This is a genomic window from Mesorhizobium sp. M7A.F.Ca.AU.001.01.1.1 (genome assembly GCF_004022735.1).
GTDB classification, from domain to species: Bacteria; Pseudomonadota; Alphaproteobacteria; order Rhizobiales; family Rhizobiaceae; genus Mesorhizobium; species Mesorhizobium ciceri.
The window spans coordinates 1-2,700 of the sequence record NZ_RZPF01000809.1 but is presented as its reverse complement, the minus strand read 5'-3'; the positions used below and the strand labels follow the sequence as shown (position 1 = coordinate 2,700).

Annotated in this window: 2 protein-coding genes and 1 pseudogene; all 3 read left to right on the top strand. The window is 61.7% G+C overall.

Annotated elements, in window-relative coordinates; genetic code table 11:
- Positions 1-300: pseudogene (locus tag EN884_RS32215) on the top strand (ABC transporter permease); the annotation flags it as partial.
- A 122-nt stretch (positions 301-422) separates the two neighbouring features.
- Entirely contained in the window at positions 423-1,346 is a 924-nt protein-coding gene (locus EN884_RS32210; protein ID WP_050580526.1) for an ABC transporter permease, read from the top strand.
- A gap of 81 nt (positions 1,347-1,427) precedes the next feature.
- Positions 1,428-2,651 carry a sugar ABC transporter substrate-binding protein gene (locus tag EN884_RS32205; protein WP_024505174.1) on the top strand — a complete coding sequence of 408 codons (1,224 nt, stop codon included), beginning with the start codon at positions 1,428-1,430 and terminating at the stop codon, positions 2,649-2,651.
- The last annotated feature ends 49 nt before the right edge of the window (positions 2,652-2,700 follow it).

Sequence of the window (2,700 nt, the reverse complement as noted above, 5' to 3'; positions counted from 1 at the left end):
GGCCTCGCGGGTTTCATGCTCAGCGCTCAAACTGCGACAGGAAATCCCAACGCAGGCGCCTCTTTCCTGATGCTGACCTTCGCTGCCGTGGCGCTCGGCGGCACGTCGCTGAGCGGTGGGCGCGGCAGTGTCATCGCCAGCATCATCGGCGCCGCCACGCTCATGTTGCTGCAGAAGGTGCTGTTCGCCGGCGGCGTGTCGTCCTTCTACACCGGCATTTTCCAGGGCGTGGTGCTCGTGCTGGCGGTGGTGTTTGGAAATGTCGTGACGCATTTTGTTGAACGAAGAGGTGCAACGTGACCGAAGCGCACCCTCCCGGGGCGGCTGTAGCCCCTGCCCCGCGGGCCCAACGGCACACGGAACGTGTCGCCGACAATAGGCGTACCGCACGCTTGCGGCCAGAGACAATCACGGCGGTCTGCGTGTTCGGTATCAGTATCCTGCTGGTGCTGGGTTCACGCTTCGTCAGCCCGGCACTCGGTTCATGGGATCACGTCAACACCATAATCCTTCTGGCGTCGTTCCTGATCGTCGTGGCCTTCGGCCAGGGGATCGTCATCATGATCGGAGGTCTCGACCTTTCAGTCCCGGCGCTCATAACGCTTGGCGGCGTGCTGACGACCAGTTGGATCGATGCCTCCAGCGGCATGAGCTTGCCGCTGATACCGGCGATCTTGCTGATCTGCGCGTGCATTGGCGGGATCAGCGGCCTTGGGGTGACCTTGCTGCGTATCCCGCCCTTCATCATGACCATGGCGACGGGGATCATCACCGCTTCCGCAGCACTTGGGCTTACGAGCGGCACACCGCGCGGCGCGGCTCCCCCAATCCTGACCGCTCTGATGAAAGCGAGTTGGATCGGCATCCCGGTCATCCTCCTATTCATCCTGGTTTTCGCCATCCTCGGCTCAGTGCTGCAGGGTCGAACATCCTACGGTCGCCGCCTGACAGCCATCGGCGCGAATCCGGTCGCGGCTCATGTCGCGGGCATTGCAGTGCGCAGTTCGGTTCTGATCGCCTATATGCTGAGCGCAGCCGCATCCGGGTTTGCCGGCATGATGCTGGCGGGCTACGCAAACGGCGCAACGCTGCGCATGGGCGACGACTATCTGCTTCCCTCGATTGCGGCCGTCGTCATCGGCGGCTCGTCCATTCTTGGTGGCAGCGGCTCTTTCGTCGCCACGATAGGCGGTGCCATCCTGCTCACCGCGTTGAGTACGGTGATCTCGGCGCTTGGCATTCCACAGGGCTGGCGCACGGTCATCGAGGGCTCGATCATCCTCATTGCCCTGCTCCTGCTGAGGGAAAACACCTTCGCGTTCCTAAGACGCCGACTGGCGCGGTAAAGACCGCCCGCGCCCGGCGATCCGGGACGTTCAGTGAGAACGTTCCCATCAACAAGCGGTCAACGATCTGGGAGACCTTCGATGCCAAACTGGAAGAGAAAACTAAGTCTATGCGCAGCCGCTCTTTGTACTGCCGCGGTCAGCCTTTCGCTCACCGCCCCGTCGGCGTCAGCGCAGGACAAGAAGTTCAAAATCTACCTGAGCATGAGCTACAGCGGCAACTCTTGGCAGTCGGAGGCAGCCAACATCGTCAAGGCGCTTGCCGCCACCCCACCCTACGACAAGACCGTGGAACTGACCCAGGTGATCTCGGGCACGGATCCCCAGGCTCAGATCGCTGCGTATGAGAGCATGATTGCCGCCAAAGCCGACGGCATTATCAGCTTTCCGATTTCTTCCACCGCCCTCAATCGCGTCATCCACAAAGGCTGCGAGAAGGGCGTGAAGTTCTTCATGTACGACGCGACGGTCACCGAGCCCTGCGCCTACAACGTCAGTTACATTACCGCTGGCTTTGGCGAGAACAGCGCTCAGGCCCTGGTCAATGCGCTCGGCGGCAAAGGCAAGATCTTCCTCAGCCGCGGCGTTCCCGGCAACTCGGTCGACAAGCGCCACACCGATGGAGCCATGTCGGTCTTCAAGAAGTACCCCGGCATACAGGTCGTGGACGAATACTATTCCTTCTGGGACGACCGTACGACCCAGCAGGAAACAGCCAAGGCGCTCGCAGCGCATCCCGACGTCGACGGCATCTGGGCTCAGGCCGGTGAATACGGTGCGATCCAGGCCCTCATGGACAAGGGAAGCAAACTGGTGCCGATGACGGGCGAAAACTCGAATGGCTTCCGCCTTGCGCTGGCCAATCCAGATTTCCAGAAGCGTGGCCTGAAAGGCGTTTCCGCCGGCTCGCCGCCGGCCAGTGCTGGCTATGCTTTCAAGCTGATGATGGAAGCCCTGACTGGAAAGCGCGATCTCAAGCCGGGCAACATCGAATATCCTCTGCCATGGGTGCCCGCCGACCAGGTCAAGCTGTGCAAAGGCCAGACGTTCGAAGATGGTTGCAACGCCTTCCCGGAAGGCGTCGTGCCCAGTTCCTTCGTGACGGAGGTGTTCAGCCCGACGCTTCTGCCGGAGCTTTCCATCCAGTCGGCGCTTGAAGGCAAGCCAACCCCAGGCGCGACCATCCAGCCTTTGCCGGCCGATGTTCCGAAAGCCGCCGACGAGCCCGGCATCAACTGCCAGAAATGCGAGCCGCCGGCAGACCAGTACAAGCTCACCAAGGTTCAGCCAACCGTCAATCCGTAATGGCCAAGGCGGGCGGCGTCACGCCGCCCGCCCCACCTTTTTCAAGAAC